The sequence below is a fragment of the Desulfovibrio biadhensis genome, assembly GCF_055388615.1.
Window position 1 is genome coordinate 3,285,616 of record NZ_AP042477.1, and the last position, 22,472, is coordinate 3,308,087.

Consider the following 22,472-nt stretch of genomic DNA (forward strand, 5'->3'; position numbering starts at 1 on the left):
GATAACCATGGGTAAGGCAAAATTCGAGCGCAGCAAGCCGCATGTAAACATCGGCACCGTTGGCCACATTGACCACGGAAAGACCACCCTCACCGCGGCCGTCACCAAGATGATGTCCATGAAGGGCGGCGGAAGCTATGTGGCCTTTGACGAGATCGACAAGGCTCCTGAAGAAAAAGAGCGCGGCATCACCATCGCCACCGCTCACGTGGAATACCAGACCGACAAGCGTCACTACGCCCACGTCGACTGCCCTGGCCACGCCGACTACATTAAAAACATGATCACCGGTGCTGCCCAGATGGACGGCGGCATCCTGGTCGTTGCCGCAACTGACGGCCCCATGCCCCAGACCCGTGAGCACATCCTGCTCGCCCGTCAGGTTGGCGTGCCCAGCTTGGTTGTCTTCCTGAACAAGGTTGACCTGGTTGACGATCCCGAACTGCTCGAGCTGGTTGAGCTCGAAGTTCGCGAGCTGCTGACCAAGTACGGCTTCGAAGGCGACGACATCCCCGTGATTCAGGGTTCCGCTCTGAAGGCTCTGGAAGCCGACAGCGTGGACAGCGAAGACGCCAAGCCGATCTTCGAGCTGATGGACGCTTGTGACTCCTGGATTCCTGAGCCCGAGCGCGACATCGACAAGCCCTTCCTGATGCCCATCGAGGACGTTTTCTCCATCTCCGGCCGCGGTACCGTTGTTACCGGTCGTGTGGAGCGCGGTATCATCAAGGTTGGTGAGGAAGTCGAGATCGTGGGCATGAAGGACACGACCAAGACCACCTGCACCGGTGTTGAAATGTTCCGCAAGATCCTCGATCAGGGGCAGGCTGGTGACAACGTCGGGGTGCTGCTGCGCGGTGTAAAGCGTGAGGATGTTGAGCGCGGTCAGGTTCTGGCGGCTCCCAAGTCCATCACCCCGCACAGGAAGTTCAAGGCCGAGGTGTACGTGCTCTCCAAGGAAGAGGGCGGCCGTCACACCCCGTTCTTCACGGGTTACCGTCCCCAGTTCTACTTCCGCACCACTGACGTCACCGGCGTCATCGGCCTGGAAGAGGGCGTGGAAATGGTCATGCCCGGCGACAACGCCACCTTCACGGTGGAGATGATCGCGCCCATCGCTATGGAAACTGGTCTGCGCTTCGCCATCCGCGAAGGCGGCCGTACCGTTGGCGCCGGCGTGGTCTCGGAAATTCTGGAGTAAACTACCATGATGACAGTTTCCAGCGACAGGATCAGGATAAAGCTCAAGGCTTATGACTACCGCATTCTCGACAAGGCGGTAGGAGAGATAGTGGATACGGCCCGCAATACCGGCGCCGGCATTGCCGGCCCCGTGCCTCTGCCGACCAACATCCACAAGTTCACGGTCAACCGCAGCGTACACGTGGACAAGAAGTCCCGCGAGCAGTTCGAGATGCGCATTCACAATCGTCTGTTGGACATCCTCGAACCCACGCAGCAGACCGTCGACGCCCTGGGCAAGCTTAGCCTGCCTGCCGGTGTGGACGTTGAAATTAAACTCTAGCGAGGTACGGCATGTCTATCGGCATCATGGGACGTAAACTGGGCATGACCCGGATATTCAACAGCGACGGCACCGCCGTGCCCTGCACAGTCGTACAGGCTGGCCCTTGCCCTGTCGTCCAGATCAAGGACGGCGGCAAGGACGGCTACACAGCGCTGCAGATCGGCTTTGGCGTTGTGCCTGAGAAGCGGTCGAACAAGCCGCAGATCGGGCACCAGGCCAAGTCTGGCAAAGGGCCTTTCCGTCACTTGCAAGAACTCCGCATTCCCAGCGTTGAAGAATACGAATTGGGCCAGGATATCACTGTAGAGATCTTTACCCCTGGTGAGAAGGTCAAGGTGACCGGCAAAAGCAAGGGTAAAGGATTCCAGGGCACCATGAAGCGCTGGAACTTCCGTGGTATGCCTGCCAGCCACGGCCATGAGAAGGTGCACCGTGCTCCGGGTTCTGTCGGACACGCCACCGAACCTGGCAAGATCTTCAAAGGCAAGAAAATGGCAGGTCAAATGGGCAACAAGCGCGTGACCATGCTCAACTTGGAAGTCGTTGACGTACGTCCTGAGGACAACCTGCTGATTATTCGCGGTGCTGTCCCTGGTCCCCGCAACGGCCTGATCATGATCCGCAAGCTGAAGTAGCGAGGAAAATACAATGCCCGTTGTTAAGATATTCGACAAAAGCAAAAAGGAAGTGGGTGAAATAGAGCTCGCTCCTGAGGTATTCGAGGTTGCGGTCAAGCCCGAAGTGCTGAACCTGGTAGTCCGCCAAAAGCGGGCTGCCGAGCGCGCCGGGACCCACGCCACGAAAAACCGTTCAGTGATAACCGGTGGGGGGCGCAAGCCCTGGCGGCAGAAGGGCACAGGCCGTGCCCGTGCTGGTACCACTCGTTCGCCCTTGTGGCGTCATGGTGCCGTCGTCTTTGGACCGCAGCCCCGCAGCTATGATTTTAAGGTAAACAAGAAAGTCCGCAAGCTGGCCATGAAGATGGCTCTCAGCAGCCGTCTTGCTGAAGAAAATCTGATGGTTGTGGATGATCTGACTTTGTCTGAAATCAAAACCAAGAAATTCACCGAGGTGATGGCGCAGCTTGGTCTGAAAAAAGTCTTGATTGTTGTTGACAAAGAAGATAACAATCTCTCTCTTTCGGCCCGCAATATCCCCGGAGTGAAGGTGTTGCCGCAGGATCGTCTCAATGTATACGACCTGCTTTTGCATCCCCAGCTGGTGCTGGATAAAGATGCTGCGGCCTCCGTTCAGGAGCGCCTGAAGGCCTAGGGACCCATTTGGGGTCATATTCGCTGCCTCCTGAAACCGAAAAGGGGGCGGCCATGTTAAAGGAAGCCAGAAAATGGATTATTCGCAGGTTCTCATCAAGCCTCTGATCTCGGAGAAGGCGACTTGGGCCAAGGAGATGGCCAATCAGGTCGTCTTCTATGTTCACCCCAAGGCGAACAAGATCCAGGTCAAGCAGGCTGTGGAAAAGGCTTTCGACGTCTCGGTTCAAAGCGTGAACATCGTGCGTCGCCGACCGCTTCAACGCACCCGCTGGGGTCGCCCGCAAGGGAGGATCTCCGGTCACAAGAAGGCATATGTGACCTTGGCTCCGGGCAGCAAGATCGAACTCTTCGAGGGGGTGTAGTATAATGGCTGTCCGCAAGCTCAAACCTACTTCCGCTGGTCGCCGTTTTCAGACGGTTTCTGATTTTGCAGAGATCACTCGTACCGGCTCTGAAAAGTCCCTTACAGAGGGTCTTGCCAAGAAAAGCGGTCGCAACGTTTACGGTCGTGTTACGGCCCGGCGTCGCGGCGGCGGTCACAAGCGCCGTTACCGCATTATCGATTTCAAGCGCCAGAAGACCGGCGTGCCGGCACGTGTCGCGCACATCGAGTACGACCCCAACCGTAGCGCGCGCATTGCGCTGCTGCATTACTTCGACGGTGAGAAGCGCTACATCCTCGCTCCCGTCGGCATCAAGCAGGGCGATATCGTAGAGTCCGGTGACAAGGTGGATATCAAGCCTGGTAATGCTTTGACTCTGCAACGCATTCCTGTTGGTACCATTATCCACAACATCGAGCTCTACCCCGGTCGCGGCGGTCAGTTCTGCCGCGCAGCCGGTACCTACGCTCAGCTTGTGGCCAAGGAAGGCAAGTACGCGCTTCTGCGTTTGCCCTCCGGTGAAGTGCGCAAGGTGCTGGCCACCTGCTGCGCCACTGTTGGCCAGGTTGGCAACGTCAACCACGAAAACATTTCCCTTGGCAAGGCCGGCCGTAACCGCTGGCTTGGGCGCCGTCCCGAGGTTCGCGGCGTAGCCATGAACCCTGTTGATCACCCATTGGGCGGCGGTGAAGGCCGCAGCTCTGGCGGTCGCCATCCGGTGTCGCCGTGGGGTATGCCCACTAAGGGCTACAAGACCAGGGATCGGAAGAAGCCCTCCAATAAGCTCATCGTCAAACGGCGCGGCCAGAAGTAGGAGTTACCCATGCCAAGGTCTTTGAAGAAAGGTCCCTATGTGGACAATCATCTCGAGAAGAAGGTCTCCAAGGCCATCGAGAATAACGATCGCCGCGTGATCAAAACTTGGTCGCGCCGCTCCACCATTACGCCCGAGATGGTCGGTTTGACCTTCGCGGTGCACAACGGCAAGAAGTTCATCCCCGTGTTCGTGACCGAGAACATGGTTGGGCACAAGATGGGCGAATTTTCGCCTACCCGTACGTATCACGGGCATGCTGCCGACCGTAAGAGCAAGCGCTAATCAGTCGGCGCAACATAACTCTAAGAGTTAAAGGTGTCCCAGATGAAGGTGAAAGCAACAGCCAAATACATGCGTATCTCGCCGCAAAAGGCGAGATTGGTGGCGCGCAACATCCAGGGTAAGCCCGTAGAGGAAGCGTTGAACATTCTGAAGTTCACGCCCAAAAAATCCTCCGGTGTCCTGGCCAAGGTGCTCAACTCCGCGGTAGCCAATGCCGAGCAATTGCCCGGTATCGATATCGACTCCCTTTTCGTACAAGAGGTTGTCGTCAACGAGGGGCCCCGGTTGAAACGCTTTATGCCCAGAGCAATGGGCCGCGCCAATCGAATAATTAAACGAACCAGCCACATTACCGTGGTTGTAGAAGAGAGCTAGGGAGGCGGTCCTTGGGTCAGAAAGTACATCCATACGGTTTCCGGCTGGGTTATAACAAAAACTGGCTTTCGCGCTGGTTCAGCAAGAAAGAGTACGCCGATTTCGTCTACGAAGATGACAAAATCCGGAAGTACGCCAAAAAAGCTTTGTACCACGCAGGCATTGCCAAGCTCGAGATCGAGCGCGCCGGCGGCAAGGTGCGTCTGATCATCCACACTGCACGTCCAGGTATCGTTATTGGCCGTAAAGGTGTGGAAATCGAAAAGCTGCGCATGGACCTGCGTAATAAGTTCAATCGCGAGTTCTCCATCGAAGTGAACGAGATTCGTCGTCCTGAAACCGACGCGCAACTCGTAGCCGAGAACATCGCACTGCAGCTCGAGCGTCGCGTGGCTTTTCGTCGCGCCATGAAGCGCACTGTGGGCCTTGCCCGCAAGTTTGGCGCCGAGGGCATTAAGGTTTCCTGTGCTGGCCGACTGGCCGGTGCTGAAATCGCACGTAGCGAATGGTACCGCGATGGTCGCGTACCCCTGCACACGCTCCGTGCCGACCTCGACTACGGCCTGGCCGAAGCGCGTACTACGTACGGCATCATTGGCGTTAAGGTTTGGATTTTCAAAGGAATGATCCTCGATCAAGAGGTGGAGCAGTAATATGTTGAGCCCCAAGAAAGTCAAATATCGCAAGAGTCAAAAGCTGCGTCTGCGCGGCAAGGCTTCTCGTGGTAATTCCGTGGACTTCGGCGATATCGGCCTGAAGACCCTGGAGCCCGGGAAACTTACAAACCAGCAGATCGAAGCTGCTCGTGTCGCCATGATGCGCCACATCAAGCGCGGTGGTAAGGTCTGGATCCGTGTTTTCCCCGACCGTCCGATCACTGCGAAGCCTGCTGAAACCCGCCAAGGTAAAGGTAAGGGCGCTCCCGTAGGTTGGTGCGCTCCCGTGCGCCCTGGCCGCGTCCTTTACGAAATCAAGGGCGTAAGCATCGAATTGGCTAAAGAAGCTTTGACGCGTGCTGCTCACAAGCTTCCGGTTAAGACCGCCATTGTGTTGAGGGAGGGTCTGTAATCATGCAAGCCAATGAGTTTCGTAAATTGTCTTCTGGCGAGCTTAGCGAAAAGCTCGAGGGCTTTCGTCAGGAGCTTTTCAATCTGCGTTTCCAGCACGCTACTGCGCAACTTGAGAATACTGCGCGTATCCCCCAGGTGAAACGCGACATCGCCCGTGTCTTGACTGTGCTCAAGGACAAGGAAAAGGGAGCCTAAAGCCATGGTGGATGCAGAAAAGAAAAGTAACAAGCGAGTGCTTGTGGGCCGCGTAACGAGCGACAAAACCGACAAGACCATAGTGGTAGGTGTCGAAACGCTGGTTAAGCACCCCCTGTACAAGAAGTATATCAACCGCCGCAAGAAATACATGGCCCATGACCCTGAGAACGAGTGCCGTATTGGGGACAAGGTGCAGATCATTGAATCTCGCCCCCTGAGCAAGCGCAAGCGCTGGCAGTTGGTCAAGGTTTTGGAAAAAGCGGTATAGAGGGCTAAGAGATGATCCAGGTAGAAAGCAATTTGGACGTCGCGGACAATTCCGGAGCCAAGCGTCTCTCCTGCATCAAGGTGCTGGGCGGCAGCCGCCGCCGGTACGCTGGCGTAGGCGACATCATAGTGGTCTCCGTGAAGGACGCCATGCCGCATTCCAAGGTCAAGAAGGGCGATGTGATGAAGGCAGTTGTCGTGCGGACCAAAAAGGAAATTCGTCGTCCCGACGGATCCTACATCCGTTTCGATAACAACTCGGCTGTACTTCTGAATAATCAGATGGAGCCGGTCGGCACTCGCATCTTTGGTCCTGTGGCACGTGAACTGCGCCAGAGGAACTTCATGAAAATCGTTTCGCTGGCACCCGAGGTGCTTTAGGTGGCGGCCATGCAGAAGAATAAGATCAGAAAAGACGACAAGGTGATGGTTATCGCCGGGAAGGATAAGGGCAAAATTGGCAAGATATTGCGTGTGGACCACAAAAAGGACACCGCACTTGTTGAAAAGGTGAACATGGTCAAGCGCCACACCAAAGGAAATCCTTATCAGCAACAGCCTGGTGGTATAATCGAAAAAGAAGCTCCCGTTGCGGTGTCCAACGTACAGGTTATTTGCAATGCCTGCACCAAGGCGACCCGAATCGGTTATCGCTTCACCGAGGACGGCAAGAAAGTGCGCTTTTGTAAGAAGTGCAACGAGATCCTCGATTAACTTGCTTATATCGGGAAGTGTCATGACAAAATTGGAAGAGATGTACAAAGAGAAGATTGCGCCGGTGCTGCAAAAGGAGTTTGGCTACAAATCTCCTATGCAGATTCCGCGCCTGGAAAAGGTATCGCTGAACATCGGCCTCGGCGAGGCGAGCTTGAATCACAAGCTCATTGAAGACGCCGCCGATGAACTTACGCGCATTGCCGGCCAGCACGCCATCATCACTCGCGCCAAAAAGTCCATTGCAGCCTTTAAGCTGCGTCAGGGCATGGCTGTTGGATGTCGTGTAACGCTGCGCCGGGATCGCATGTGGGATTTCTGCGACAAGTTGATGAATTTTGCGCTGCCTCGGGTTCGCGACTTCCGTGGTGTACCCGACCGGGGTTTTGATGGCCGCGGCAATTTCACGCTGGGGATCAAGGATCACACCATCTTTCCTGAGCTGGAAATCGACAGGGTGGAGCGAGTGAAGGGTATGAACATCACTATCGTGACCACGGCCACCACAGACAAGGAAGGCAAAGTCTTGCTCGAGCAGCTTGGCATGCCTTTCAAGAAGTAAGGAGAAATCACGGTGTCTCGTACGTCCTTGGAAGTCAAAGCCCGGCGTAAACCCAAGTTTTCTGCCCGCGCTTACAACCGTTGTCCGATCTGCGGTCGTCCCCGCGCTTACCTGCGTAAGTTCGGTATCTGCCGCATCTGTTTCCGCAACAAGGCCCTGGCAGGCGAACTGCCCGGCGTCCGCAAATCGAGCTGGTAAATCAGGAGAGCATCATGGCAGTCACTGATCCCGTCTCCGATATGTTGACGCGCATCCGTAACGGGCACCATGCCCTGCACCGCGAAGTCGCTATTCCCAAATCCAAGGTTAAAGTGGCCATAGCCGCTATCCTTAAGGAAGAAGGGTACATCAGCGATTACAGCGAAAAAGATGCCGATATCGTGGTGACGCTCAAATATGTCAAAGGTAAGGCCACCATTGCTGGCCTGAAGAAAATAAGCAAGCCGGGCCGCAGGGTCTATGTTGGTGCTACCGACATCCCCCGTGTGCAAAACGGCCTTGGCATCTGCATCATGTCCACGTCCAGTGGCATTCTTGAGGGCTCTCAGGCCCAGGACAAGAATGTCGGTGGCGAGGTCCTGTGCGAAATCTGGTAGCGAGGCCGACAATGTCCAGAATAGGAAAGCTTCCCATCAGCATCCCCAGTGGCGTCGAAGTCACGTTGAATGCTGAAAGCATAGAGGTCAAGGGGCCAAAGGGTAGCATCACCACACCTGTGCATCCTTCGGTCTCCTACGCTCTCGAAGATGGCGCGGTGCGTGTAACCCGTGCCAACGAAACCCGGACCGCCCGTGCACAGCACGGCCTGAGGCGTACGCTTCTGGCAAACTGTGTTGAAGGCGTTTCCAAGGGCTTCTCGCGTACCCTCGAAGTCATCGGTGTTGGTTATAAGGTCGCTGTTAACGGCCAAACCGTTGAGCTGAGTGTAGGCTACTCCCATCCGGTGAAGATGGAGATGCCCAAGGGGATCGAAGCCAAGGTCGAGGGTAATAAGTTGACCATTTCAGGCGTCGACAAGGTCATGGTTGGCGAACTTGCTGCGCGTATCCGCCGCGTTCGTCCGCCCGAGCCGTACAAAGGCAAGGGCATCAAGTACCTTGAAGAAGTCATCCGCCGTAAGGCTGGTAAGTCCGGCAAGTAAGGAGCCGAGCCATGAAACAAACCAAACAACAAGCACGCCTCCGCCGCAAAGTGCGGATTCGCAAAAAGGTTTTCGGCACAGCCGAGCGTCCGCGCCTGGTTGTTTTCCGCTCCAATGCCGCCATCTACTGCCAGGTAGTCGACGATACCGAGGGAAAGACCCTTGCTTCAGCGTCCTCTCTTGTTCTTGGTAAAGAAGAGAGCGGCTTGAAGTTGAACAAGGATACCTCCGCCAAGGTTGGTCGTGAAATTGCGAAGCTCGCTAAAGAGAAGAACATAGAGCGCGTGATTTTCGATCGTAACGGTTACCTCTATCACGGCCGCATCAAGGCTCTTGCCGACGGCGCCCGTGAAGGCGGCCTGGTATTTTAACCCGCGCAAAGCTGGGGAATATGGCATGGAACAGAATGAACAAGGTTATGTAGAGAAGATCGTCTACCTGAACCGCGTTGCCAAGGTCGTCAAGGGCGGTCGGCGCTTCAGCTTCAGCGCCCTCGTCGTGGTTGGTGATGGCAACGGCAGTGTCGGGTACGGTCTGGGCAAGGCACAGGAAGTCCCTGAGGCCATTCGTAAGGCCAATGAGCGGGCTCGTAAAGCCATGGTCAAAATACCTCTGCTGGATGGCACCCTGCCTTATGAGGTGCTTGGTATATACGGCGCTGGCCGCGTTATGCTTAAGCCGGCTTCCAAGGGTACCGGTATCATTGCGGGCGGTCCTGTCCGTGCAGTCATGGAAGCTGCCGGTGTGTCCGACATCCTGACCAAGGCTATTGGCACCAACAATCCGCACAACGTTCTCAAGGCGACCATCACCGGCTTGGCCTCTCTGCGTTCCGCAGACGAAGTCAGCGCCATCCGTGGTAAGCGCCTTGAAACGCCGCGCAAGTAGGGGGGCTTAGACATGGTTTCCATTAAACTCGTGCGCAGCTACATCGGCTGTAAGCCCAAGCAAAAGAAGACCCTCCAAGCCTTGGGGCTGCGCAAGCCCCATCAGGTTGTCACCGCTGAGGACTCTGCGTCCCTGCGCGGCATGATTGAACGCGTCAAGCATCTCGTAGAGGTGAGTACATCATGAGGCTGCACGAACTGACCAATTTCCCTGAGGAACGCAAGAACCGCCGCCGTATTGGCCGCGGCTCCGCCACCGGCTGGGGCTGCACCTGCGGCAAGGGTAACAAGGGACAGAACTCTCGCGCTGGCGAGGGCAAACGTCCCGGCTTTGAAGGCGGCCAGATGCCCCTGCAACGCCGTTTGCCCAAACGTGGTTTCAAGAACGCTCTGTTCAAGGTTGTTTACGAACCTATCAATGTAGGGCGTCTGCTTTCTTTCTTCGAAGGGAAAGACACAATTACTGTTGAAGACATCTACGACCGCGGTCTTGCTCGTCGTGGTGCACCGGTCAAGATTTTGTCCGATGGTGACGTCGGACGTGCTGTGACCGTGCATGCGCACCGCTTCAGCTCCAAAGCAGCTGAAAAGATCACGCAAGCCGGCGGAAAAGCCGAAGCACTGGAAGGATAAATCGTGGCCCTTTCCGGAGTAGAGAACCTCGCTAAACTGCCCGAGCTCAAGAAGAAGCTTTTTTGGACCTTCTTCTTGCTTGCCGTTTACCGTATAGGCATCCATGTTCCGGTTCCCGGTGTGGATGCCAATGCGCTGCAGGACTTTTTTGCAAGTGCCCAGAACACCTTGTTTGGGCTCTTTGACATGTTCTCCGGCGGCGGTTTGCGCAATATCTCGATCTTCGCTCTGGGTATCATGCCCTACATTTCAGCGTCCATTATCATCCAATTGCTGACTGTTGCCAGCCCAGAGCTGAAACGTTTGCAAAAAGAAGAGGGCGCTGCTGGCCGCAAAAAGATTACGCAGTACACCCGCTACGGAACAGTGTTGATTACGCTCATCCAAGGCATGGGCATTGCTGTCGGCCTGGAAGGTATGGCCAGTCCCACTGGGGCGCCTGTTGTCCTGGAACCTGGCTGGGCTTTTCGGTTGACCACGATCATCACACTGACCGCGGGCACCGTCATGATCATGTGGCTGGGCGAGAAGATCACCGAAAAAGGCCTTGGCAACGGTATTTCCCTGATTATTTACGCAGGTATCGTTGCCGGTTTGCCCCGTGCAACCGTTAATACCTTTCGACTGATGGGCACTGGCGAGTTGAGCCTTTTCATTGCTCTGCTTATTCTGGCCGTTGTGCTTGCAGTTATCGGGTTTATCGTGTTCATGGAACGCGCCCAACGGCGCATTCCGATTCAATACGCCAAGCGTATGATGGGGCGTAAAATGATGGGTGGGCAGACAACACATTTGCCCTTGCGTGTTAACACCGCAGGTGTTATACCTCCCATCTTCGCGTCTTCGATTCTGATGTTCCCCGGAACTATTGCTCAATTTTCCAACGTTGAGTTCTTACAGACCGTTTCGGCTTACTTCAGACCTACGTCGATGCTTTACAACATCGTGTTCGTTGCGATGATCGTGTTTTTCTGTTTCTTCTATACTGCGATTATTTTTGATCCAAAAGATATAGCTGAGAACTTGAAGAAGCAGGGTGGTTTTATCCCTGGTATTCGTCCAGGCGGCAAAACCAAGGAATATATTGATAGAGTGCTGACCCGCATTACGCTGTGGGGAGCAATCTACATTTCCCTTATCTGCATCTTGCCCATGATGCTGATCCAGCAGTTCAACGTTCCGTTCTACTTTGGCGGTACGGGGCTGCTCATCGTTGTGGGTGTTGCAATGGACTTCATGGGCCAGGTTGAGTCGCACATGATTTCCCGTCAATACGAAGGATTGATGCAGAAGGGTAAGCTGCGGAGCAGACGATAATTGTGAAAAAGTTTCGCGGCGTTTTTTTGAAGAATGAGACGGAGCTTGTGGCAATGCGCGGTGCTAACCGCATTGTCTCCAAGATCCTGGATGCCCTAGGGGAGGCTATAGCCCCTGGCATCCGTACGATGGAACTCGAAGAAATAGCCATGTCAATGTGCAACGATCACGGCGTGGCTCCCTCATTTAAAGGGTATAACGGGTTCCCATTTGCTCTTTGCTGTTCTGTGAATGAAGAAATCGTCCACGGTTTTCCTTCTGAGCGCGTGCTCAAAGAAGGTGATATCGTGAGTGTCGATATGGGCGTAGTTTATGATGGCTTCCACGGAGATTCGGCTCGTACGTATCCTGTGGGGGAAATTGGAAAGAAGAGCCAAACCCTTTTGGAAGTTACCCGTGAATCCCTGTACCGCGGCATCGAACAGGCGAGGGTAGGCAACCAGCTCTCTGACATTTCCAGAGCCGTCCAAGAGTACGTCGAAAGCTATGGTTTTGGCGTCGTCAGGCGTTTTGTAGGGCACGGCATTGGTCGTAAGCTTCACGAAAAACCTGAGGTGCCTAATTTCGTAGTGAACAACAAAGGCTCCCTGCCCTTGAAGCAGGGCATGGTGCTGGCCATCGAGCCCATGGTCACTTTGGGATCACATGAAGTACGCATCCTTGACGACCACTGGACTGCCGTAACCAAGGACAATAGTCTGTCTGCTCATTTTGAGCACAGCATTGCGATTACGGCGAATGGCCCTGAAATATTGAGTGTATCCGAGGCAGCGACCTAGCGTCCTGCTAACATGGCCCGCATAAGGGCATAGCATGGAGTCGGCCATGAAAGTCAGACCGTCTGTGAAGAAGATTTGTCCGAAATGCAAAATCATCCGCCGCAAAGGTGTTCTGCGGGTGATCTGTGAAAACCCCCGGCACAAGCAGCGCCAGGGATAAGTCACCAGGAGAAGCACTGTGGCACGTATCGCAGGTATCGACTTGCCCAAGGCCAAGCGGCTGGACATCGCCCTTACCTACATCTATGGAATCGGGCGTACGACTGCGTTGAAGATCCTTGACAGCACCGGCGTAGACTGGACCAAGTCCAGTGACGACCTTTCTGCTGAAGAGGTGAACAACATCCGTAAAGAAATCGAGACCAACTACAAGGTGGAGGGTGACCTTCGCCGTGAGGTTTCGGCCAACATTAAGCGCCTGATGGACATTGGCTGTTACCGCGGCCTGCGCCATCGCCGCGGATTGCCGGCACATGGGCAACGCACCCACACCAACGCACGGACTCGCAAGGGCCCCCGTCGTTCTGTGGTCGGCAAGAAGAAAAAATAGGCATTTGCTTCTGCCTGATGCAGCGCCGGCCTGACCGGCGGCTTGCAGGCAGCTAATTGCACCAACATCAGGTTTCAAGAGAGAAGCTGCAATGGCCAGACCCAAACGTACTGCAAAGAAGAAAGAGAAGAAGAACGTTCCGGTGGGTATTGCCCACATTCAGGCCACGTTCAACAACACCATCGTCACGTTTACTGACACCCGTGGCAACGTGATAAGCTGGGCTTCTGCCGGCGGAAGCGGTTTTAAAGGCTCCCGTAAGAGCACCCCTTTTGCTGCTCAGATTGCTGCTGAAAATGCAGCACGCCGTGCTCAAGATCAGGGCATGCGTACTGTCGGCATCCTGGTTAAAGGCCCTGGCTCCGGCCGCGAAGCGGCTATGCGCGCCATCAATAACGTTGGTATGAACGTCAGCTACATTCGGGATATTACACCTATTCCCCATAACGGCTGCCGTCCGCCTAAACGCCGCCGGGTCTAAGGCCGAGAATAGGAGGAAGTCACCTTGGCACGTTATAATGATTCCAAGTGCCGGCTTTGCCGGCGTGAAGGCGAAAAGCTTTTTCTCAAAGGCGATCGCTGTTATACCGATAAGTGCGCTTATGACCGCCGGCCTTACGCGCCCGGCCAGCATGGACGTTCTCGTCGCAAGATGAGTGACTATGCTGTTCAGCTTCGTGAGAAGCAGAAAGTCCGTCGCATGTACGGTATTCTCGAAAAACAGTTCCGTAGCTACTTCCATAAGGCCGACATGATGAAGGGTGTTACCGGTACGAACCTTCTGGTTCTGCTGGAAACCCGCCTGGACAACGTGATTTTCCGCATGGGTTTTGCGAACTCTCGCAGCCAGGCGCGTCAACTCGTTCTCCACGGTATTTTCATGCTCAATGGCCGTCGCGTCAACATCCCCTCCATGCGCGTACGCGTTGGCGATGAGATTGTTGTTCGCGAGGAAGGTCGCAAAATACCGGTGATTATGGAAGCTCAGGAAGTCATTGCCCGTCGTGGTTGCCCCGGCTGGCTCGATGTGGACGGCAGTAATTTTAAGGGCTCCGTCCGTGCCGTTCCCACTCGTGAGGACATCCAGTTCCCCATCAACGAGCAGCTCATCGTCGAGCTGTACTCGAAGTAAACCAGCGCAGGTTCTACTATGCTCGTGAAGCAAGGCGAGAAGCTTATCAACACTCGCAACTGGAAGGAACTGGTTGCTCCGGATCAGATCGTCCGCGAATCCAAGGAAGGCGACATGCTATACGGCAAGTTCGTCTGCGAACCCTTGGAACGAGGATTTGGCACGACCATCGGCAATGCTCTGCGAAGGGTTTTGTTGTCTTCACTGCAAGGCGCGGCCATTGTGTCCGCCAAAATTGAAGGCATCCAGCACGAATTCACCTCCATCCCCGGAGTTATCGAGGATGTGACTGACCTTGTGCTGAACCTTAAGCAGGTGCGCCTGGCCATGGCTTCTGAGGAGCCGCAACAGCTCCTTTTGCAAGCCAACAAACAAGGCGTGGTCACTGCCTCTGACATTCAGGAGAACCAGAACGTCAAAGTGCTCAACCCTGAACAGCACCTGATAACCCTTTCCGAGGATGTCGAGCTCAAAATCGAGCTCGAGGTGCGCATGGGCAAGGGCTACATGCCTGCAGAAATGCACGAAGGCCTGAGTGAAGAAATTGGCTTGATCAAGCTTGATGCCAGTTTCTCCCCTGTCCGCCGCGTAGCATATTCTGTGGAGCAGGCTCGTGTCGGCCAGATGACCAACTTCGACAAGCTTGTTCTCGAAGTCTGGACTGACGGCTCCATAGCACCGGAAGACGCTATCGCATACAGCGCCAAGATCCTTAAGGACCAGCTCAGTGTGTTCATCAATTTTGACGAGGGCATGTCCGAAGGTGACCGTCGCTCGTCCTCCAAGACGTCGGATTTAAATCCCGATCTCTTCAAGAGCATTGACGAACTCGAGCTGTCTGTTCGCGCTACCAATTGCCTGAAGAGCGCCAATATCTCCCTTGTGGGTGAACTGGTGCAACGTACTGAGAACGATATGCTCAAGACCAAGAACTTCGGTAAGAAGTCTCTTGATGAGATTCGCCGCGTCCTCCAGGATATGGGGCTTGAATTCGGCATGAAAGTCGATGGTTTTGAGCAAAGCTACCAGGAATGGCTGAAGAGGAAAGAGCAAAATGAGGCATAACAAATCCGGACGCAAGCTCGGCAGAACCTGGGAGCATCGTAAGGCCTTGTTTCGCAATATGGCGAAATCTTTGATCGTGCACGGCAAGATCAAAACTACTGAATCCAAGGCTAAAGAACTGCGCAAAGTAGCTGACAAGCTCATCACTCTTGCGCTTCGCAACGATCTCCATTCTAGGCGCCTTGCCTATAAGGTTCTGGGCGATCACGCTCTTGTAAAAACTTTGTTTGACGAAGTCGGCCCCCGTTTTAGCGGTGTTGCCGGCGGATATACCAGAATAGTAAAAATGGGCTTGCCTCGTCGAGGCGACAATGCCCCTATGGCTTTCATCGAGTTTACTCGCCTGCCTGGCGAAGCTGCTCCGGAAGCTAAACCCAAAAAAGCTGCTGCTGTATCTACCCCCAAGGTAGAGGCTCCTGCTGCTCCTGAGGCTGCAGCCGAAGAGCCCGCAGCTGAAGCCGCACCGGCTGAAGAGCCTGCTGCTGATGCCGCACCAGCCGAAGAGGCTGCTGCAGAAGAGGCACCAGCCGAAGAGGCTTCTGCGCCTGAGACTTCTGCGGAAGAAGAAGACGAAGAAGCAAAAAAAGAGTAGTGCTTATAAAAGGCAGGTCCTCTTGGGCCTGCCTTTTTTTTGCCTTTAACTATAGATAAAGTTGATACGAGGTATACGGCATGGATTTGCGCAGGCTCGAAGCCTTTAGCAAGGTCTTTGAACTTAGGAGCTTTTCCAAGGCCGGTGAGGCCTTGTTTCTATCCCAACCGACTATAAGCGCTCATGTTGCAAGTCTGGAAAGCGACCTTGGTGTAAAACTTTTCGATAGGCTTGGACGTTCCATTTTGCCTACCGCAGCGGGAGATATCCTGTATCGCCACGCGCAAAAGGTCTTTTCCAGCCTGGAGACTGCAAAGGCTGAAATTCAGTTGCTGCAGGACGAAGTCTCTGGGGCACTCGCCATTGGCGCAAGCACCATCCCTGCCCATTATCTTCTCCCTCCCATGTTGGCATCCTTTGTCAAGCGCTATCCTGCCGTGACCATGCATCTGCGCGTCGGCGATTCCGAATCAATCGTGCAGCAGGTGCAAAACGGTACGCTTGTCACTGGTGTTGTGGGGGCGCAGTATGAAGATTACAACGATCTGGAATTCATCCCCATTTTAGAGGATGATCTTGTAATTGTCGCTGCTCCCGACACTTTGCCTGGAAAGTCGGCATTGGAATTGTCTGACCTGGAAGCATTATCCTGGGTGATGCGTGAAAAAGGGTCTGGCACGCGCCTTGCCATTGAAAAAGGGCTGCTGAAAAGTGGCGTAGACCCCAGATCCTTGAACACTGCCCTGATTGTTGAGAGTACTCAGGCTGTGTTGCGTTGTGTCAAAGCCGGCCTGGGTGTCTCCATTACTTCCCGTCTGGCAGCTTATGATGAAATAAACCGTGGCGAATTGATTGTGTTGCCCTGTTCTGAGCTGCAACTCGGCCGCCATTTTTATTGCGTTTTTCAAAAACAGCGCTTCATGTTTCCTGCAGTCAGCTACTTCATCGATTTTTTGCAAGAACGGGCAAAAGAACTCAACGGTTCTCGAGTGTAGGGCGTCGCCAGGCTGTCGCACGATTCAGGCGGTTTACAGAGCCAGGCACCTCTTACTCAGCAAAGCAATAATTTGGGGCGTGGTGTTGCACCTGCATCGCAGGGGAGCACCTCGCCCACGTGTGCTGCCAACTCCCCCAGGTCCTCAAGCATCATGGTGGCTTCTTTGACCTTCTTTTCAGGAACAGCCAAGAGCAACCCCCCTGATGTTTGGGCGTCAAAGATCAGGTCCGCCTTGATAGAAGATTTGTCCGCTGCAACCTGGACCACGGATTTGCAAAAGGTCTTGTTGGCGTAACTGCCCATGGGAATCATTCCCATGGCCGCCAGTTCCAACGCTTCAGGAATGAATGGCGTCTCGTCCAACCATATTGCAGCACAGGCACCCGAACCGTGAAGCATTTCAAGTAGATGCCCGCCAAGTCCAAACCCCGTTACATCAGTAGCTGCACGCAGGCCGAGTTTAGGAATGATACTGCCGGCTTTTTTGTTCAGGTGCGAGGCCCATTTGTAGAGTATCTTCTCAAATTGTTCGGCCCCTTCCCATTCTGCTTTCAATGCGGTGGCCAGAACACCTGTCCCGATGGGTTTTGTCAGGATTAGCTGGTCACCTGGAAGCAAACCTGTGTTGGTTGTAACTCCATCAGGATCAACAAGTCCTGAAACCGCAAGACCATATTTGAGTTCCTCATCTTCAAGGCTGTGTCCGCCGGCCAGAATGGCTTCGGCTTCCTGGATTTTATCCAGTCCGCCAGCCAGAATCTCTTTTAACGTTTCCTTGGATTGTGTCTTGATAGGGAAACAAAGGATATTCATTGCCGTATAAGGGGTGCCCCCCATTGCGTATACGTCCGAAAGGGCATTGGCAGCGGCAATTTGTCCGAACCAGTAGGGATTATTGACGATCGGAGTAAAGAAATCAACAGTCTGAATAAGTGCTTTCCCGTCTGGAAAGCGCACGACAACGGCATCCTCGTTGGCGGTCTGGCCAGCGATTACCCGAGGGTCTTGGGGTTTATTGCCCAAACCCAATGACAGCAGGGCTTCCTCCAGGTCCCCTGGAGGCAATTTGGCAGCTCAGCCCGAGGCTTTGACTGTTTGGACCAGCTTTTTTTCACTCATTCGTTTCAATCCTCTGTTCTTTTATGGCTTTTGATTATTCCAAAATAATGCCTTGTTACGATTTACGATGCAAGCATCATGGCCACTTTCATTTTTGTCCAGCTTGTTCTGATAGTCACTCGGTTGCTTATTAGGGAGCTTGGAGGAGTGAACTCAAGAACTAACGAACATTAATGGAATCACATAAATTTTTTGACAGACTTCGCTTCTGGAGACAATATCAAGGTCGTTGAAAAGGCATTATGAGGCATGGTGCTCTGATGTGTTTTGAGGAACACTGACAGTATGGGCTGCACATGGAAGTGATTTGTCATTTTTTAATCAAAATGTACGGTTTTATAACAATCAGAATCTGGTTTTGACCGTGCTTGAAAAATCAGTGTGTAGTGGATTCTTTCATGTACCATATTGACTTAACTGAGCCACTGCCTTGGACTAAATTTCTGAAGTTTGTAATGCATGGGGCAAGACTGGTGCGATTGTATACTTGATCACTGAAAGCGATGCTGATAAAAGGTTTCGTTTGCGAGCAATGAAGCCCACACTGCCAGGCGCAAGCGGCTTTTGGACGGGCGAGTAGACGTGCACGAATTATCTGCCTGCATCAGGGCGGATAATTTTTTAGGAAAATGGGTACGTTTTCAATTGCCCCCGTTTTTGGATGACGAGGCGGGTGTGGTTTTTTACGTATTCTCCGGCGCGAGGGTCCTCCTTTGGTTGTATGCAGAGGACCACCGGCAGAGTGCGAGAGTGGCGGAATTGGTAGACGCACCGGGTTTAGGGTCCGGCGGCTAGGTCCGTGAGAGTTCGAGTCTCTCCTCTCGCACCACTTTACTGTCGTTTTTTGCAGCCCGAATGCTGCGCCTGATTTGTCATCGCAAAAAAAAGTTTATCATTTAAAGGAGCTGTATCCATGGAATATCAGGTAGAAGACATTTCTCCGGTTAAGCGCGCCATTCACGTAGAGGTCCCGGAAGAAGAGGTTGCGGCTGCTCTGGGCGCCACCATTGCCCTGTATCGTCGCAGTGCCGATCTCGATGGGTTTCGCAAGGGCAAGGTCCCTTCTTCCATCATCGAGAAACGCTTCAGGGACCAGATTTACGGTGAGGCGACCACGGATATGGTCAACCTGCACATCAACCAGATTGTCAGCGAGACCAAGTCGCAGCCACTTTCGAAAATCGATTTTGATGGCGGACAACTGGAGCGCGGTGTTCCTTTCAAATACACGCTTTCCTTCGAGGTTATGCCTGATTTTGAACTCCCCGAGTACACCGGTACCGAAGTGGAGGAAGAAGAGCCTGAGGTTGAAGAAGGCGCTGTAGAAGCTGTAATTGATCGTATCCGCAACCAGATGGCCGAGCTGATTGAGACTCCTGATAAGCGTAAGCCTGTTGATGGTGATGTGGTTATCATCAACTTTGCCGCCTACGACGATGCTGGCAATGCTCTGGAAGGCATTCACGCCGAAAATTTCCAGCTTGCTCTGGGTGAAGGGCAGTCCCTTCCCGGTTTCGAGGAAATAGTCAAAGGGCTTGAGCCCGGCGAAGTGGGCGAAAACGATCTGGAATTCCCCGAGGACTTCCTCAATGAAGAGCTTGCCGGCAAAAAGGTGCTCATGCGTGTGAAACTGCACGCCGTCAAGGAAAAGAAGCTGCCTGAGGTCGATGATGATCTGGCGCAAAAAGCCGGTGGTTTCAAGGACGTGGAGCAAATGCGCGAAGCCGTGCGCAATTCCTACCTTGAAAGCCGTAAGCAGCTCTACCGTTCCGTTGCGCAAAAGAGCCTGCTCGACAAGCTTTTGAGTGAAGTTGAGTATGATTTGCCCGAAAGCCTGGTTGAGGCCAACCTTGACCGCCTGGTTCAGGATCAGATCAATCGTCTGGAACAGCAGGGCAAAAGCCTGCAATCCACTGGCAAAACCGGAGACGACCTGCGCCAGGAGCTGCAGTCCCAGGCTGAAGACATGGCCAAGTCCGAGGTGTTTTTGCTGACGGTTGCCAAGCGCGAAAACCTGCAGGTTACCGAGCAGGAAATCGACTTCTACTTCCGCCAATTGGCTTCGCGTATGGGGCAGGATTTCAACCAGCTCAAGAAGTACCACATGGACAACGACCTGATTATCCCTGTTCACAACCGGTTGCTGGCAGACAAGGCCATGGAGCTCTTGTACAGCAAGGCCGAGGTGAAAATGGTGCCGGCCAAGGAAAATGCTGGCGAGGAGAATCAGGAAGAGGGCGCCTAGTCCTCATTTCTGCTTGATAAGAAGGCGCCGGCCGGCCAGAATGCTTCACTCTGGCTGCCCGGCGCCTGTTTTGTAACTGGGCTCCTGGAGCATGACGCCGGGAGGTGGCCCCTGTCTTGCAAAAAATCGCTGCAAGCAGGGGCGAGGGGAAAAACCTGCCTGATACACGGGAAACCATGAATCCCGGTTGGTTGGAACTTTCTTTTCCCCCTCAAGAACCTTGCATACTTGACGATTAGTATGGAAGTAGTATCTACTCTCAAAGAAAAGAGTCAAAAGTTGCGGCCAGGCGCCGCCATTTGGCTTTGGTGAAGATTGCCCAACTGATGTCCAACATGTAATTTTTGAGAGGGTTATTGCGTGAACTACGGACCTGGATCCGATTCTGCCTGGCACTCTCCCCAGAGCAGACCCTCGACCAAGGAGACAGTCATGGAATGGGGCGCTGTGCCTATTGTCATTGAGACTACGGGACGTGCTGAACGCGCGTATGATATTTACTCCCGTCTACTGAAAGACCGGATCATCCTTCTTGGAACACCCATCGACGACCATGTTGCCAGCTTGATCTGTGCACAGCTTCTTTTCCTGGAATCTGACAATCCAGAAAAGGAGATCAACCTTTACATCAATTCTCCTGGTGGCGTTGTGACTGCCGGTTTGGCCATCTACGACACTATGCAGTATATTTCCGCCCCTGTCGCGACACTGTGTCTGGGACAGGCTGCGAGCATGGCTGCGTTGCTGCTTGCTTCCGGTGCGCCGGGCATGCGTTACGCCCTGCCGCATTCGCGGATCATGATTCACCAGGTGCTGGGCGGTTTTTCCGGCCAGGCAACGGATATTGACATTCATGCCCGTGAGATTTTGCGGACCAAGGAATCACTGAACCAGATTCTGTCCAACCATACGGGCAAAGACGTGAAAAAGGTCACCAAAGACGCTGAGCGTGACAAGTTTTTCTCTGCAGCGGAAGCCAAGGACTACGGCCTTATCGACGATATCCTCGTTTCCCGAAATACGGCGGAGACAGGTAAAAAAGAGTAGGAATGAAATATGGCCAACAGGAAGAAAGCTCCCATGTCTGATTTGCATTGCTCCTTCTGCGGCAAGAATCAGGATGAAGTGCAACGCCTCATCGCAGGCCCGGACGTATACATCTGCGACGAGTGTGTATCGTTGTGCAATGAGATCATTGCCCAGGAAAGCATCAATGAAGACATGCAGGAAGGGCGTCTGTTATCTCCCGCAGAGATACACGACAAGCTTCAGGAGTTCGTTATCGGGCAGAACAATGCCAAGAAAATCCTCGCAGTTGCAGTGCACAATCACTACAAGCGCGTGTTTTTCACCGGCTCTGTAAACGACGATGTCGAACTCGAAAAAAGCAACATTCTGCTGGTCGGTCCCACCGGATGCGGCAAGACGCTGCTGGCCAAGACCCTGGCGCGCGTGCTCAAGGTTCCCTTTGCCATTGCGGATGCCACTACGCTGACGGAAGCCGGCTACGTGGGCGAGGATGTGGAAAACATTCTTGTGCAACTGCTGCAGAATGCGGATTACGACATAGAAGCTGCCTCCCGCGGCATCATCTATATAGATGAAATCGACAAGATCGCGCGCAAGGGCGATAGTCCTTCCATCACGCGGGATGTTTCTGGTGAGGGCGTGCAGCAGGCTCTGTTGAAGATTATCGAAGGTACCGAGGCCAACATACCGCCCAAAGGGGGGCGCAAGCACCCCCAGCAGGAGTTCATACGCCTCAATACCTCCAACATTCTCTTCATCATGGGCGGCGCTTTTATCGGTCTGGACAAAATCATCCAGCAGCGTATCTCGGGTACGTCTTTGGGCTTTGGCGCCAAGATCAACAGCAAGGCTGAAATGCCTTTGTCCGAGGTTTACTCCCAGGTGCACCCCATTGATTTGATCAAGTTCGGGCTGATCCCCGAATTTGTGGGACGCATACCCGTTGTGACCCACGTGGAGGATCTGAGTGAGGAAGACCTTATCCGTATCCTCAACGAGCCCAAGAATGCGCTGACCAGGCAGTACAAAAAGCTCTTTGAACTGGACAACGTAAAGCTGCGCTTCACGAGCAACGCCTTGCGGGCCATTTCCCAGAAGGCTATTGAGCGTAAGACTGGCGCCCGTGGCCTGCGCAACGTCATGGAGTTGGTCATGCTCGATATCATGTACGAGCTGCCCTCATTGGCGGGCGTCAAGGAATGCGTGATCAACAAGAACGTTGTTGAGAAGGGCATGGAGCCGTTGCTCATCTACGAATCCGAAGCCAAGACTGGCTCCTGATTCTCCATACGAAATACAAACGGCCCGGCAGAAGTTTAGCCGGGCCGTGTTCTTATGATCACCTGACCACCTGCTGCCGTACTTCCTGTGATGATTGTTTGACATTTTCATGTCGTGCCTTATTTTATCCTGGACGCTTGAGAGGAATCTTGTCCTTTTGGCGTGGAGTGGAGGAGAAAGCGTGGTTTCTCCAAAGCTTGCGGGAGCAAGACTTCCCGCGCGCCTTCCTGGCGCG

Annotated in this window: 34 protein-coding genes, 1 tRNA gene and 1 pseudogene; 35 read left to right on the forward strand and 1 reads right to left on the reverse strand. The window is 53.9% G+C overall.

Going from position 1 to position 22,472, the window contains the following annotated elements:
* Positions 1-7 precede the first annotated feature (7 nt).
* The 31 genes and pseudogenes from tuf (at position 8) to ACZ5EH_RS14295 (ending at position 16,561) form a co-directional block, all read left to right on the forward strand.
* Complete coding sequence (gene tuf / locus ACZ5EH_RS14145) at positions 8-1,201, forward strand: elongation factor Tu (protein WP_464274527.1); 1,194 nt, start codon at positions 8-10, stop codon at positions 1,199-1,201.
* A 6-nt stretch (positions 1,202-1,207) separates the two neighbouring features.
* Positions 1,208-1,525 carry a 30S ribosomal protein S10 gene (rpsJ, locus tag ACZ5EH_RS14150; protein ID WP_464274528.1) on the forward strand — a complete coding sequence of 106 codons (318 nt, stop codon included), beginning with the start codon at positions 1,208-1,210 and terminating at the stop codon, positions 1,523-1,525.
* Positions 1,526-1,536: 11 nt separating this feature from the next.
* Entirely contained in the window at positions 1,537-2,163 is a 627-nt protein-coding gene (gene rplC / locus ACZ5EH_RS14155; protein ID WP_464274529.1) for a 50S ribosomal protein L3, read from the forward strand.
* Between the two features lie 13 nt (positions 2,164-2,176).
* Entirely contained in the window at positions 2,177-2,800 is a 624-nt protein-coding gene (gene rplD, locus ACZ5EH_RS14160) for a 50S ribosomal protein L4 (RefSeq protein ID WP_464274530.1), read from the forward strand.
* A 73-nt stretch (positions 2,801-2,873) separates the two neighbouring features.
* Entirely contained in the window at positions 2,874-3,164 is a 291-nt protein-coding gene (gene rplW, locus ACZ5EH_RS14165; RefSeq protein ID WP_464274531.1) for a 50S ribosomal protein L23, read from the forward strand.
* Positions 3,165-3,168: 4 nt separating this feature from the next.
* Entirely contained in the window at positions 3,169-3,999 is an 831-nt protein-coding gene (gene rplB, locus ACZ5EH_RS14170) for a 50S ribosomal protein L2 (RefSeq protein ID WP_464274532.1), read from the forward strand.
* A gap of 9 nt (positions 4,000-4,008) precedes the next feature.
* The gene (gene rpsS, locus ACZ5EH_RS14175) at positions 4,009-4,284 is read left to right on the forward strand and encodes a 30S ribosomal protein S19 (protein ID WP_464274533.1); all 276 of its coding nucleotides are present in this window, start codon (positions 4,009-4,011) and stop codon (positions 4,282-4,284) included.
* 42 nt (positions 4,285-4,326) lie between these two features.
* Positions 4,327-4,659 (forward strand): 50S ribosomal protein L22, encoded by a 333-nt coding sequence (gene rplV, locus ACZ5EH_RS14180; protein ID WP_464274534.1) that lies wholly within the window; start codon positions 4,327-4,329, stop codon positions 4,657-4,659.
* 11 nt (positions 4,660-4,670) lie between these two features.
* Complete coding sequence (gene rpsC, locus ACZ5EH_RS14185; RefSeq protein WP_464274535.1) at positions 4,671-5,312, forward strand: 30S ribosomal protein S3; 642 nt, start codon at positions 4,671-4,673, stop codon at positions 5,310-5,312.
* Between the two features lies 1 nt (position 5,313).
* The gene (rplP, locus tag ACZ5EH_RS14190) at positions 5,314-5,727 is read left to right on the forward strand and encodes a 50S ribosomal protein L16 (RefSeq protein WP_464274536.1); all 414 of its coding nucleotides are present in this window, start codon (positions 5,314-5,316) and stop codon (positions 5,725-5,727) included.
* Positions 5,728-5,729: 2 nt separating this feature from the next.
* Positions 5,730-5,924: a 50S ribosomal protein L29 gene (gene rpmC / locus ACZ5EH_RS14195; protein WP_464274537.1), complete on the forward strand. Its 195-nt coding sequence runs from the start codon at positions 5,730-5,732 to the stop codon at positions 5,922-5,924.
* Between the two features lie 4 nt (positions 5,925-5,928).
* The gene (gene rpsQ, locus ACZ5EH_RS14200) at positions 5,929-6,195 is read left to right on the forward strand and encodes a 30S ribosomal protein S17 (protein ID WP_464274538.1); all 267 of its coding nucleotides are present in this window, start codon (positions 5,929-5,931) and stop codon (positions 6,193-6,195) included.
* An 11-nt stretch (positions 6,196-6,206) separates the two neighbouring features.
* Positions 6,207-6,575, forward strand: a complete 369-nt coding sequence (gene rplN / locus ACZ5EH_RS14205; RefSeq protein WP_464274539.1) for a 50S ribosomal protein L14 — start codon at positions 6,207-6,209, stop codon at positions 6,573-6,575.
* A gap of 9 nt (positions 6,576-6,584) precedes the next feature.
* Positions 6,585-6,908 (forward strand): 50S ribosomal protein L24, encoded by a 324-nt coding sequence (gene rplX / locus ACZ5EH_RS14210; protein ID WP_464274540.1) that lies wholly within the window; start codon positions 6,585-6,587, stop codon positions 6,906-6,908.
* A gap of 22 nt (positions 6,909-6,930) precedes the next feature.
* A complete protein-coding gene (gene rplE, locus ACZ5EH_RS14215) occupies positions 6,931-7,470 on the forward strand; it encodes a 50S ribosomal protein L5 (protein WP_464274541.1) in 540 nt (179 codons plus the stop codon).
* Between the two features lie 12 nt (positions 7,471-7,482).
* A complete protein-coding gene (locus ACZ5EH_RS14220; RefSeq protein WP_464274542.1) occupies positions 7,483-7,668 on the forward strand; it encodes a type Z 30S ribosomal protein S14 in 186 nt (61 codons plus the stop codon).
* Positions 7,669-7,682: 14 nt separating this feature from the next.
* Positions 7,683-8,066, forward strand: coding sequence for a 30S ribosomal protein S8 (gene rpsH, locus ACZ5EH_RS14225; RefSeq protein ID WP_464274543.1), 384 nt, complete (start codon positions 7,683-7,685; stop codon positions 8,064-8,066).
* 11 nt (positions 8,067-8,077) lie between these two features.
* On the forward strand, positions 8,078-8,611 hold the full coding sequence (rplF, locus tag ACZ5EH_RS14230; protein WP_464274544.1) for a 50S ribosomal protein L6: 534 nt from the start codon (positions 8,078-8,080) through the stop codon (positions 8,609-8,611).
* Positions 8,612-8,622: 11 nt separating this feature from the next.
* Positions 8,623-8,982: a 50S ribosomal protein L18 gene (gene rplR / locus ACZ5EH_RS14235; RefSeq protein WP_464274545.1), complete on the forward strand. Its 360-nt coding sequence runs from the start codon at positions 8,623-8,625 to the stop codon at positions 8,980-8,982.
* A gap of 25 nt (positions 8,983-9,007) precedes the next feature.
* Positions 9,008-9,499 carry a 30S ribosomal protein S5 gene (gene rpsE / locus ACZ5EH_RS14240; RefSeq protein ID WP_464274546.1) on the forward strand — a complete coding sequence of 164 codons (492 nt, stop codon included), beginning with the start codon at positions 9,008-9,010 and terminating at the stop codon, positions 9,497-9,499.
* Positions 9,500-9,511: 12 nt separating this feature from the next.
* Positions 9,512-9,685 (forward strand): 50S ribosomal protein L30, encoded by a 174-nt coding sequence (rpmD, locus tag ACZ5EH_RS14245; protein WP_464274547.1) that lies wholly within the window; start codon positions 9,512-9,514, stop codon positions 9,683-9,685.
* Entirely contained in the window at positions 9,682-10,131 is a 450-nt protein-coding gene (gene rplO / locus ACZ5EH_RS14250; protein ID WP_464274548.1) for a 50S ribosomal protein L15, read from the forward strand. Before rpmD ends, rplO begins: the two co-directional genes overlap by 4 nt.
* Before the next feature lie 3 nt (positions 10,132-10,134).
* Positions 10,135-11,448, forward strand: coding sequence for a preprotein translocase subunit SecY (gene secY / locus ACZ5EH_RS14255; RefSeq protein WP_464274549.1), 1,314 nt, complete (start codon positions 10,135-10,137; stop codon positions 11,446-11,448).
* A 2-nt stretch (positions 11,449-11,450) separates the two neighbouring features.
* Positions 11,451-12,227, forward strand: a complete 777-nt coding sequence (gene map, locus ACZ5EH_RS14260) for a type I methionyl aminopeptidase (protein ID WP_464274550.1) — start codon at positions 11,451-11,453, stop codon at positions 12,225-12,227.
* Positions 12,228-12,273: 46 nt separating this feature from the next.
* Positions 12,274-12,387 carry a 50S ribosomal protein L36 gene (gene rpmJ / locus ACZ5EH_RS14265; RefSeq protein ID WP_464274551.1) on the forward strand — a complete coding sequence of 38 codons (114 nt, stop codon included), beginning with the start codon at positions 12,274-12,276 and terminating at the stop codon, positions 12,385-12,387.
* An 18-nt stretch (positions 12,388-12,405) separates the two neighbouring features.
* The gene (gene rpsM, locus ACZ5EH_RS14270; RefSeq protein ID WP_464274552.1) at positions 12,406-12,777 is read left to right on the forward strand and encodes a 30S ribosomal protein S13; all 372 of its coding nucleotides are present in this window, start codon (positions 12,406-12,408) and stop codon (positions 12,775-12,777) included.
* Between the two features lie 91 nt (positions 12,778-12,868).
* Positions 12,869-13,258 (forward strand): 30S ribosomal protein S11, encoded by a 390-nt coding sequence (gene rpsK / locus ACZ5EH_RS14275; RefSeq protein WP_464274553.1) that lies wholly within the window; start codon positions 12,869-12,871, stop codon positions 13,256-13,258.
* Between the two features lie 24 nt (positions 13,259-13,282).
* Positions 13,283-13,909 carry a 30S ribosomal protein S4 gene (gene rpsD / locus ACZ5EH_RS14280; RefSeq protein ID WP_464274554.1) on the forward strand — a complete coding sequence of 209 codons (627 nt, stop codon included), beginning with the start codon at positions 13,283-13,285 and terminating at the stop codon, positions 13,907-13,909.
* Positions 13,910-13,927: 18 nt separating this feature from the next.
* Positions 13,928-14,974, forward strand: a complete 1,047-nt coding sequence (locus ACZ5EH_RS14285) for a DNA-directed RNA polymerase subunit alpha (RefSeq protein ID WP_464274555.1) — start codon at positions 13,928-13,930, stop codon at positions 14,972-14,974.
* Positions 14,964-15,359, forward strand: a pseudogene (rplQ, locus tag ACZ5EH_RS14290) (50S ribosomal protein L17); the annotation flags it as partial. The gene ACZ5EH_RS14285 and the pseudogene rplQ, both read left to right, overlap by 11 nt.
* 287 nt (positions 15,360-15,646) lie before the next feature.
* A complete protein-coding gene (locus ACZ5EH_RS14295) occupies positions 15,647-16,561 on the forward strand; it encodes a selenium metabolism-associated LysR family transcriptional regulator (RefSeq protein WP_464274556.1) in 915 nt (304 codons plus the stop codon).
* A gap of 56 nt (positions 16,562-16,617) precedes the next feature.
* Here the strand turns inward: ACZ5EH_RS14295 and selD are convergent, their stop codons facing one another.
* On the reverse strand, positions 16,618-17,682 hold the full coding sequence (gene selD, locus ACZ5EH_RS14300) for a selenide, water dikinase SelD (RefSeq protein ID WP_464274557.1): 1,065 nt from the start codon (positions 17,680-17,682) through the stop codon (positions 16,618-16,620).
* 744 nt (positions 17,683-18,426) lie between these two features.
* Here selD and ACZ5EH_RS14305 point away from each other — a divergent pair.
* The 4 genes from ACZ5EH_RS14305 to clpX all read left to right on the forward strand — a co-directional run bounded on the left by ACZ5EH_RS14305 (position 18,427) and on the right by clpX (position 22,237).
* A tRNA-Leu gene (locus tag ACZ5EH_RS14305) sits at positions 18,427-18,511 on the forward strand.
* 84 nt (positions 18,512-18,595) lie between these two features.
* Positions 18,596-19,927: a trigger factor gene (tig, locus tag ACZ5EH_RS14310; RefSeq protein ID WP_464274558.1), complete on the forward strand. Its 1,332-nt coding sequence runs from the start codon at positions 18,596-18,598 to the stop codon at positions 19,925-19,927.
* Between the two features lie 432 nt (positions 19,928-20,359).
* A complete protein-coding gene (locus tag ACZ5EH_RS14315; protein ID WP_464274559.1) occupies positions 20,360-20,974 on the forward strand; it encodes an ATP-dependent Clp protease proteolytic subunit in 615 nt (204 codons plus the stop codon).
* A 9-nt stretch (positions 20,975-20,983) separates the two neighbouring features.
* Entirely contained in the window at positions 20,984-22,237 is a 1,254-nt protein-coding gene (gene clpX, locus ACZ5EH_RS14320) for an ATP-dependent Clp protease ATP-binding subunit ClpX (RefSeq protein WP_464274560.1), read from the forward strand.
* The last annotated feature ends 235 nt before the right edge of the window (positions 22,238-22,472 follow it).

Coding starts and splice junctions, on each gene's coding strand:
- tuf (WP_464274527.1), top strand. CDS start 8: ATGGGTAAGGCAAAATTCGAGCGCAGCAAGCCGCATGTAAACATCGGC.
- rpsJ (WP_464274528.1), top strand. CDS start 1,208: ATGATGACAGTTTCCAGCGACAGGATCAGGATAAAGCTCAAGGCTTAT.
- rplC (WP_464274529.1), top strand. CDS start 1,537: ATGTCTATCGGCATCATGGGACGTAAACTGGGCATGACCCGGATATTC.
- rplD (WP_464274530.1), top strand. CDS start 2,177: ATGCCCGTTGTTAAGATATTCGACAAAAGCAAAAAGGAAGTGGGTGAA.
- rplW (WP_464274531.1), top strand. CDS start 2,874: ATGGATTATTCGCAGGTTCTCATCAAGCCTCTGATCTCGGAGAAGGCG.
- rplB (WP_464274532.1), top strand. CDS start 3,169: ATGGCTGTCCGCAAGCTCAAACCTACTTCCGCTGGTCGCCGTTTTCAG.
- rpsS (WP_464274533.1), top strand. CDS start 4,009: ATGCCAAGGTCTTTGAAGAAAGGTCCCTATGTGGACAATCATCTCGAG.
- rplV (WP_464274534.1), top strand. CDS start 4,327: ATGAAGGTGAAAGCAACAGCCAAATACATGCGTATCTCGCCGCAAAAG.
- rplP (WP_464274536.1), top strand. CDS start 5,314: ATGTTGAGCCCCAAGAAAGTCAAATATCGCAAGAGTCAAAAGCTGCGT.
- rpmC (WP_464274537.1), top strand. CDS start 5,730: ATGCAAGCCAATGAGTTTCGTAAATTGTCTTCTGGCGAGCTTAGCGAA.
- rpsQ (WP_464274538.1), top strand. CDS start 5,929: ATGGTGGATGCAGAAAAGAAAAGTAACAAGCGAGTGCTTGTGGGCCGC.
- rplN (WP_464274539.1), top strand. CDS start 6,207: ATGATCCAGGTAGAAAGCAATTTGGACGTCGCGGACAATTCCGGAGCC.
- rplX (WP_464274540.1), top strand. CDS start 6,585: ATGCAGAAGAATAAGATCAGAAAAGACGACAAGGTGATGGTTATCGCC.
- rplE (WP_464274541.1), top strand. CDS start 6,931: ATGACAAAATTGGAAGAGATGTACAAAGAGAAGATTGCGCCGGTGCTG.
- rpsH (WP_464274543.1), top strand. CDS start 7,683: ATGGCAGTCACTGATCCCGTCTCCGATATGTTGACGCGCATCCGTAAC.
- rplF (WP_464274544.1), top strand. CDS start 8,078: ATGTCCAGAATAGGAAAGCTTCCCATCAGCATCCCCAGTGGCGTCGAA.
- rplR (WP_464274545.1), top strand. CDS start 8,623: ATGAAACAAACCAAACAACAAGCACGCCTCCGCCGCAAAGTGCGGATT.
- rpsE (WP_464274546.1), top strand. CDS start 9,008: ATGGAACAGAATGAACAAGGTTATGTAGAGAAGATCGTCTACCTGAAC.
- rpmD (WP_464274547.1), top strand. CDS start 9,512: ATGGTTTCCATTAAACTCGTGCGCAGCTACATCGGCTGTAAGCCCAAG.
- rplO (WP_464274548.1), top strand. CDS start 9,682: ATGAGGCTGCACGAACTGACCAATTTCCCTGAGGAACGCAAGAACCGC.
- rpmJ (WP_464274551.1), top strand. CDS start 12,274: ATGAAAGTCAGACCGTCTGTGAAGAAGATTTGTCCGAAATGCAAAATC.
- rpsK (WP_464274553.1), top strand. CDS start 12,869: ATGGCCAGACCCAAACGTACTGCAAAGAAGAAAGAGAAGAAGAACGTT.
- ACZ5EH_RS14285 (WP_464274555.1), top strand. CDS start 13,928: ATGCTCGTGAAGCAAGGCGAGAAGCTTATCAACACTCGCAACTGGAAG.
- ACZ5EH_RS14295 (WP_464274556.1), top strand. CDS start 15,647: ATGGATTTGCGCAGGCTCGAAGCCTTTAGCAAGGTCTTTGAACTTAGG.
- tig (WP_464274558.1), top strand. CDS start 18,596: ATGGAATATCAGGTAGAAGACATTTCTCCGGTTAAGCGCGCCATTCAC.
- ACZ5EH_RS14315 (WP_464274559.1), top strand. CDS start 20,360: ATGGAATGGGGCGCTGTGCCTATTGTCATTGAGACTACGGGACGTGCT.
- clpX (WP_464274560.1), top strand. CDS start 20,984: ATGGCCAACAGGAAGAAAGCTCCCATGTCTGATTTGCATTGCTCCTTC.